The following is a 6,847-nucleotide window of genomic DNA, read 5'->3' as shown; positions in this document are numbered from 1 at the left end:
GAAGGTTTAGGATTAGCAATTAAAGCCCTAGATGGTTCCAAACGGGCTAAATATGCCGCCGCTTTGCAAATTCTCAAACAGTTAGGCTGGATTACTCCCAATGTGGCCGAATCTCTCTCGGAAAAATTCCTCAAAATCGGCAGTTATACCCGCTTGGAAGTGGTGGGGGAAATGGCTTTATTGTAAATAGTGGGTTGACCAAGGGTAAATTCAATCTTGACAGACCAATAGGTCTATGGTACAGTGTGGGGGCATTCTCGCCGAGTGTGCGGCAGTTCAAGACAATACCAACAGTAGCCTATGAGTTTGATTGATAGGAAAATTCGTTTCGTCACCCTAGCTGTCGGGAAGAAATATCGAGATCATGCCCTTACCCTCGCCGAGGATATTCGTACTATAACTGATAATAGCCCTTTTGTAGTTCTCACTGATCGCCCTGAAGTTTTTGCCAAATCCGATTCGCTCATCCCGCTCCCCTCATCATTGCGACACCAGTTATCCGGAGGAGGCGAGCCGTCATCGTCAAAAGGCTAAAAGTCTTTCTAGTTAAGAAACTTACCCAAATAGAAATGATTTTAATTGTCCTATATTTTTTCGGTGAAATTGAATTAGCCAAGATAGATATACATTTCAGCCATTGAACTATTTTAAATTAGGACAGAGCATAAAAGCAAGCTGTAATTGGGTTATAATTTTTAGAGATGTCTAATAGAGAAGCGATTCTTTGACCTTGTTTCTATGGAATTTAAACTTGTAAGACACGAAGAGTTGATAATGCAAAATACTAAAACACCCACAGTCGTCTGTGCTGCGGACAACAATTACGCAATTCCTCTTGGCGTAATGCTTTACTCCTTGGCAGAGAACCTGAAAGAGGGGAAAGCTTTTATTTATGTTATTGATGGGGGAATTACCAATGCTAATAAAAAAAAGGTGATTCGGTCACTACAAAAATTAGAAGTCGAAGTGGTACTTAACTGGCTAAAGCCTCAAGAAGCAGCGTTCTTTACAATCGTGGAAAAACTTCCGACTTGGGGTCATGTTACTATTGCCGCTTACTATCGTTTATTAATTCCTTATCTCTTACCCCCGTCGATTGAGAAAGTTATTTATCTAGATTGTGATTTAATTTTGAAAGAAGATTTAAACAATTTATGGAAAATTGATATTGATAATCAATATTTATTTGCGGTGCAAGATATGGGATGTCCTCTAGTGTCAAGTAAAAATGGCTTAAAAACTTATCAAGAACTTCAAATACGCCCAGATACGCCATATTTTAACTCTGGGGTAATGATTCTTAATTTAAAAAAATGGCGAGAAGACGATATGTCTTTTAAAGTTATTAATTATCTAGAGGAAAATGGGAGACGTCTCCGTTACTGGGATCAGGACGGTCTCAACGCTATTTTGGCGGGCTGTTGGGGGAAACTGGATCCACGCTGGAATCAACTTCCTAATAAATTTTCTTCTTGGCAAGAAAGTCATTTTTCCGAGGAAGTTTATCATCAGGTTATGGAAGCTCCTTATCTAATACATTTTGCATCAGATGATAAACCTTGGAAATTTAAATTCTCTCCGTTAAGGGATACAGAAAAGCAATTTTTTGAATACTTAGATCGAACGGATTGGTCTGGATGGCGACCGAAAGAGGCATGGAAAAAAAGATTAGAACGATATTTTAACAAGGCTCTAGCCTATTTCAAAACCAAATCAGTTAGTTCTAATATTTTCTAGCAAAAGTTATAATTTTTTAGCCATGATACTTGCAAAACTTAAAACTTATATCTCTCGATTAGTCGGCAAAAGATCGGACAAACAGTCAAAGTTCTGGAGCATTTTTAAATCACCTAGTCTTCGCTACAAAATCTTTAAGGATAAGCTCGATACACTGCTGTATAGTTTATCCATTTCACAAGCGCATATTTTCTTTGTTCAAGTAGGTTCAAACGATTCTAGCTACGGTGATCCCCTACGTTATTTTCTGCTAGATAAACGTTGGTGTGGAATTATGATAGAACCCGTTGACTATGTATTCAAAAGATTATGCTCCAAATATGGTGATTATGGTCGATTTAAGTTGGAAAATGTAGCGATTGCCGAGGTAAACGGGTTTAAAGACTTCTACTATGTTGAAGAGACAGATTCCCCTTTGCCTGTTTGGTACGATCAAATCGGTTCATTTTCCTTATCTCATGTCTTAAAGCATATTGATTTTATCCCAGAACTAGAACAACGAATTCGGAAAACTCAAGTGGAATGTATAACGTTTGAAGAATTATGTAACCGGAACTCGGTTCGCACTGTAGATTTAATCCACATAGATACGGAGGGATTCGATTACGAGGTACTGAAAATGATAGATATTGATCGGTTTCAGCCTAGTTTAATCCTGTACGAGCATAAACATCTTTCCGATAGCGATAGGATATCCGCTCGGAGTCTCTTGAGCGCACGAGGATATCAATTGTTGCAGTTAAATAGTATGGATACTGTTGCCGTTTCTGTAAAAGCATTGGAAAACAGAAAACCCTTAAAGTGGGCGTGGAAAGTGATCACTAAAAATTTATCTTATCATCAAAATTCAGCGAGCAATTAATTTTTACAACTGCTAGAACTCGCCAAATAATAAGTTGATTAGTTTGAGGTGATAAAATATGGTTAAGGATGCACTCACATTTGCCAAAATATCACCCAGACAAAGCACCATTGACGTAGGAACAGCGCAAAATGTAGAATGCTCTAGACCTTCTCACTTTTACACTGTACGCCTGATATTTTTGCCCTTCTTCCAATCCCTGAAAACGACAGTTTAAGCATGGCATGGAGGGTTAAAAACCCATATTCTCCCTAAATAATCACGATTTTCTCATAACTACCCCTCGATCGTTGTGCGCGAGAAAACGGATAATTGATTCAGTGATTAGGCAAAAGGGGGTTAGGTGTTGGGGTTTTTTCCTTTGTCCCTGAAATACCCCTCCACCCCAACAGTCCATAATCCCTACATATAAGGAGAATAATTAACTATGACCGAAAATAGAGGCCCGATTCCCGTAGTTGTCAACGGTGCAGCCGGCAAAATGGGACGGGAAGTCATTAAAGCCGTTGCTCGTGCCGACGATATGATCTTAGTGGGTGCAGTCGATCGAAATCCAGCTTTTCGAGGTCAGGATGTGGGGGAAGTGGCCGGTTGTGAACCCCTAGAAGTGCCGATTCTCGACGATTTACAGAGTGTTTTAGTCCTGGCAACTCAGGAAAAAGTGCAGGGGGTAATGGTGGATTTTACCCATCCCGACGGTGTTTATGACAACACCCGCAGTGCGATCGCCTATGGAGTCCGTCCCGTGGTGGGAACTACGGGATTATCGGCGGCACAACTGCAAGATTTAGCCGAATTTGCCGAAAAAGCCAGCACTGGCTGTTTAGTTATCCCCAATTTTTCCATTGGCATGGTTTTACTACAACAGGCTGCCGTGCAAGCATCCCGCTACTTTGATCATGTAGAAATTATCGAACTGCATCACAATCAAAAAGCAGACGCACCCAGTGGCACAGCCATTAAAACCGCCGAATTACTGGCCGAATTAGGTAAAACCTTTAATCCTGCCCAAGTTTCCGAAAAAGAAACCATCCCCGGTGCTAGAGGCGGTTTAACTGCTGAGAACATCCGTATTCATAGCGTGCGTTTACCCGGTTTAATTGCTCACCAGGAAGTCATTTTCGGTTCCCCCGGGGAAATCTATACCCTTCGTCATGATACCAGCGATCGCTCCTGTTATATGCCGGGGGTTCTCCTTTCTATCCGCAAAGTTACTCAGCTGCAATCCCTCGTTTACGGTTTAGAAAAAATCCTCTAAATCGAGACATTTTAGAGAAAGGAGAGGAAAAGGGCAAAGAAGAGAAATCTTGACAAATTGCCCTAAAAATGCTATCTGCTGGCTTTCCTATCCCCAAGCTTTAGACTGAGAAATTGAAGAAGTACCACAAGTCATTGAGGGACAAAATTGAGTGAAAACGGACAGTATTTTCTATCGTCTCTTTGAGACTTTTCCTGAAAGTTTCTTTGATTTGCTCAATCTTCCCCCAGAAACCGTCAATCATTATCAATTTTCCTCCCTAGAAGTTAAACAACTCGCTTTTCGTTTAGATGGGGTTTTTATTCCCGATAACCTGAATGATCCGATTTACTTTGTTGAGGTACAATTTCAAAAAGATGAACGGTTTTACTCCCGCTTTTTTAGTGAAATATTTCTCTATTTTCATCAAAGCGAGTTAAGCCAGAATTGGCAAGGGGTGATCATTTATCCCCATCGGGAAATTGAAAATAGTCCCAAATCTCGTTATCAAGAATTCTTTGAGTCAGGCCGAGTTAACTGTTATTATCTGAATCAGTTAGATGAGGGGGATTCTCTGGGGGTAAAAGTGTTACAATTAATTGTAGAATCGGAACAAAAGACCTTAGAACAAGGAAAAGAACTGATTCAACAGGTTAGACAACAATTCCAGGAGTCTTTAAAAAGAGAGGACATTCTAGAATTAATTGAGACAATTCTCATTTATAAATTGCCCAAATTAAACCGTAAGGAGATTGAAAAAATGTTTAGTTTAAGTGATTTAAGAGAAACTAAAGTCTATCAAGAAGCTTTGGAGGAAGGCCGAGAGGAAGGCCGAGAGGAAGGAGAATTATCCGCTAAAAAAAGCCTAATTTTGCGTCAGCTAAACTTAAAAATCGGTTCTATTCCTTTAAAGCTAGAACAAAAAATTAAACAGTTAAATCCTAATCAATTGGATAATTTAGCTCTTGCGTTGTTGGGGTTTTCGGATTTAGAAGATTTGCAGCAATGGTTAAATTAAAGAAAAAAGCCTTAGATTAAACAATTTACGCAACAATTCACGGATAGCAGACAAAAGAGAGGACATTCTCGAATTAATTGAGACAATTCTCATTTATAAATTGCCCAAATTAAACCGTAAGGAGATTGAAAAAATGTTTAGTTTAAGTGATTTAAGAGAAACTAAAGTCTATCAAGAAGCTTTAGAGGAAGGCAAAGAGGAAGGCAAAGAGGAAGGTAAAGAAGAAAAAGCTCGACAAATTGCCCTAAAAATGCTTTCTGCTGGTTTTCCTATCCCAGAAATCGCCCAATTTACCGATTTATCCCCCGATGCGATCGAGGAATTACAAAGACAGCAGCACAATTAAAGCTTTTAACTGCAAAGGGTGGAGAATTGGCAAAATTTTGGCTCATCTCCCCACCCCAAGCGCGGTTAACGACGTTTAGCGAGGCGACGCACCACTAAACCGCCCCCTAGTATGCCTAATCCGATAATACTAGAAGGTTCGGGCGTTTTGAATACCTGTATGCGATTGTTGAACGTATCGGCCACATAGATATTACTATCGCCACCGACAGCGATACCGTAGGGTGTATTGAACTGACCGTTCCCCGTACCGGAGCTACCGAAAGCGTACTGGAAGACACCACCGGAGTTAAACACCTGTACGCGGTTGTTGTTCGTATCGGCCACATAGATCTTACCAACGCCATCGACAGCGACACCACCGGGTGAACTGAACTCACCGTTCCCCGAACCGGGTATGAGGCTACAGATACCTAAAGGGGACGAGACGTTTCCACTGGAGTCGAACACCTGTACGCAGTTGTTGGAAGTATCGGCTACATAGATCTTACCACTGCTACCGACGGCGATACCTTGGGGGAAACTCAAATCACCGACCCCGAAAGTGGACAGGACATTTCCACTGGAGTCGAACACCTGTACGCGATCGTTTAACGTATCGGCTACATAGATATTACCACCGCTACCGACGGCGATGCCGTAGGGGACAAGCAAATCACCGACCCCGACAGTGGACTGGAAGACTCCACTGGAGTTGAATATCTGTACCCGATTGTTGAACGTATCGGCCACATAGATATTACCATCGCTACCGACAGCGATACCACTGGGTGAATCGAACTGACCGTCCCCCGCACCGGAGCTACCGAAAGTGGACAGGAAGCCTCCATTGGAGTCGAACACCTGTATGCGGTTGTTGGCAGCATCGGCTACATAGATCTTACCACCGCTACCGACGGCGATACCGAAGGGGTTATTGAACTGACCGTCCACTTTACCTTTGCTACCGAAAGCGAATTTAAAATCGGCCGCAGTGGCACTGGTGGCAATACTAATACATCCGATCGCAGTGGCCGTGACTAGGGAAAAAGATTTCAGCAGAGCCTTTGATAAGCTAAGCTTCTCTCGCCCCCCATGTTTGATAAGCTTGACTAATAACATAAAGCTTCATAAAATTGATGTGATTGCAAGCTACCCCTTCCTCTAGCAATTGTCAAGAAATTTCTGGGAATATGTGACAAATTGGCCAATATCTATGGGATCAGTCTATGGTTAGAATTGAATTTTGCCTATAATGTATTCCGCGCTACGATTCTCTTCGGCAACAGTTACGGCCAATACAGGATGTCAACACCGGCGACCGAGGGTATCCTAGGAGAAACGGAAAGTAATCCCTGACAATGTTTGATAATATTTGTAAATTTATTGCCGAAAACTTCTCCGATGATCTAGCCACTTGGTTATTGGGTTCTCCCCTCCCCTTAACCGTCCTCGACCCGACGGAATTACAATTAGACCCCATTCGTGCCGATTCTCTGATTTTTTTGCAGTCAGAGGAATTAATTCTTCATACCGAGTTTCAAACCGACCCCGACTCCAAAATTCCCTTCCGAATGCTCGATTATCGCATTCGCGTCTATCGTCGTCATCCCCAAAAACAAATGCGTCAAGTGGTAATTTATCTGCGACGCAGTGATTCCCCCCTAGT

The 6,847-nt window shown here is 41.8% G+C and carries 9 protein-coding genes; 8 read left to right on the top strand and 1 reads right to left on the bottom strand.

Translation table 11 applies throughout. The annotated features are described in order from the left end of the window. The 7 genes from PX484_RS19825 to PX484_RS19795 all read left to right on the top strand — a co-directional run. The coding region (locus PX484_RS19825) for an asparaginase (protein ID WP_288105228.1) at positions 1–186 on the top strand (186 nt) is incomplete at its 5' end. Between the two features lie 114 nt (positions 187–300). Then, the gene (locus tag PX484_RS19820; protein ID WP_159296037.1) at positions 301–534 is read left to right on the top strand and encodes a hypothetical protein; all 234 of its coding nucleotides are present in this window, start codon (positions 301–303) and stop codon (positions 532–534) included. A gap of 204 nt (positions 535–738) precedes the next feature. Further along, complete coding sequence (locus tag PX484_RS19815) at positions 739–1,737, top strand: glycosyltransferase family 8 protein (RefSeq protein ID WP_002800822.1); 999 nt, start codon at positions 739–741, stop codon at positions 1,735–1,737. Between the two features lie 22 nt (positions 1,738–1,759). Next, entirely contained in the window at positions 1,760–2,599 is an 840-nt protein-coding gene (locus PX484_RS19810; protein WP_002800821.1) for an FkbM family methyltransferase, read from the top strand. A gap of 427 nt (positions 2,600–3,026) precedes the next feature. Then, positions 3,027–3,857 (top strand): 4-hydroxy-tetrahydrodipicolinate reductase, encoded by an 831-nt coding sequence (dapB, locus tag PX484_RS19805; protein ID WP_046661423.1) that lies wholly within the window; start codon positions 3,027–3,029, stop codon positions 3,855–3,857. Between the two features lie 151 nt (positions 3,858–4,008). Beyond that, on the top strand, positions 4,009–4,854 hold the full coding sequence (locus PX484_RS19800) for an Rpn family recombination-promoting nuclease/putative transposase (protein ID WP_287767709.1): 846 nt from the start codon (positions 4,009–4,011) through the stop codon (positions 4,852–4,854). Beyond that, entirely contained in the window at positions 4,850–5,200 is a 351-nt protein-coding gene (locus PX484_RS19795) for an Rpn family recombination-promoting nuclease/putative transposase (protein ID WP_353853249.1), read from the top strand. Before PX484_RS19800 ends, PX484_RS19795 begins: the two co-directional genes overlap by 5 nt. Before the next feature lie 65 nt (positions 5,201–5,265). Here the strand turns inward: PX484_RS19795 and PX484_RS19790 are convergent, their stop codons facing one another. Further along, positions 5,266–6,300, bottom strand: a complete 1,035-nt coding sequence (locus PX484_RS19790; protein WP_287767711.1) for a 6-bladed beta-propeller — start codon at positions 6,298–6,300, stop codon at positions 5,266–5,268. A 239-nt stretch (positions 6,301–6,539) separates the two neighbouring features. Here PX484_RS19790 and PX484_RS19785 point away from each other — a divergent pair. After that, positions 6,540–6,847 (top strand): Rpn family recombination-promoting nuclease/putative transposase (locus PX484_RS19785; protein ID WP_502882770.1); only part of this gene is annotated, 308 nt, incomplete at its 3' end.

This window comes from Microcystis sp. M49636_WE2 (assembly GCF_030065375.1).
In the GTDB taxonomy this organism is placed as follows: Bacteria; Cyanobacteriota; Cyanobacteriia; order Cyanobacteriales; family Microcystaceae; genus Microcystis; species Microcystis aeruginosa_C.
Note: the sequence above shows the minus strand (reverse complement) of the source record. Positions and strands in the feature narration are given on the sequence as shown.

Bases quoted from the DNA above. Each gene is read 5' to 3' on its own strand.
- PX484_RS19820 (WP_159296037.1), top strand. From the start codon at position 301: ATGAGTTTGATTGATAGGAAAATTCGTTTCGTCACCCTAGCTGTCGGG.
- PX484_RS19810 (WP_002800821.1), top strand. From the start codon at position 1,760: ATGATACTTGCAAAACTTAAAACTTATATCTCTCGATTAGTCGGCAAA.
- PX484_RS19815 (WP_002800822.1), top strand. From the start codon at position 739: ATGGAATTTAAACTTGTAAGACACGAAGAGTTGATAATGCAAAATACT.
- PX484_RS19790 (WP_287767711.1), bottom strand. From the start codon at position 6,300: ATGTTATTAGTCAAGCTTATCAAACATGGGGGGCGAGAGAAGCTTAGC.
- dapB (WP_046661423.1), top strand. From the start codon at position 3,027: ATGACCGAAAATAGAGGCCCGATTCCCGTAGTTGTCAACGGTGCAGCC.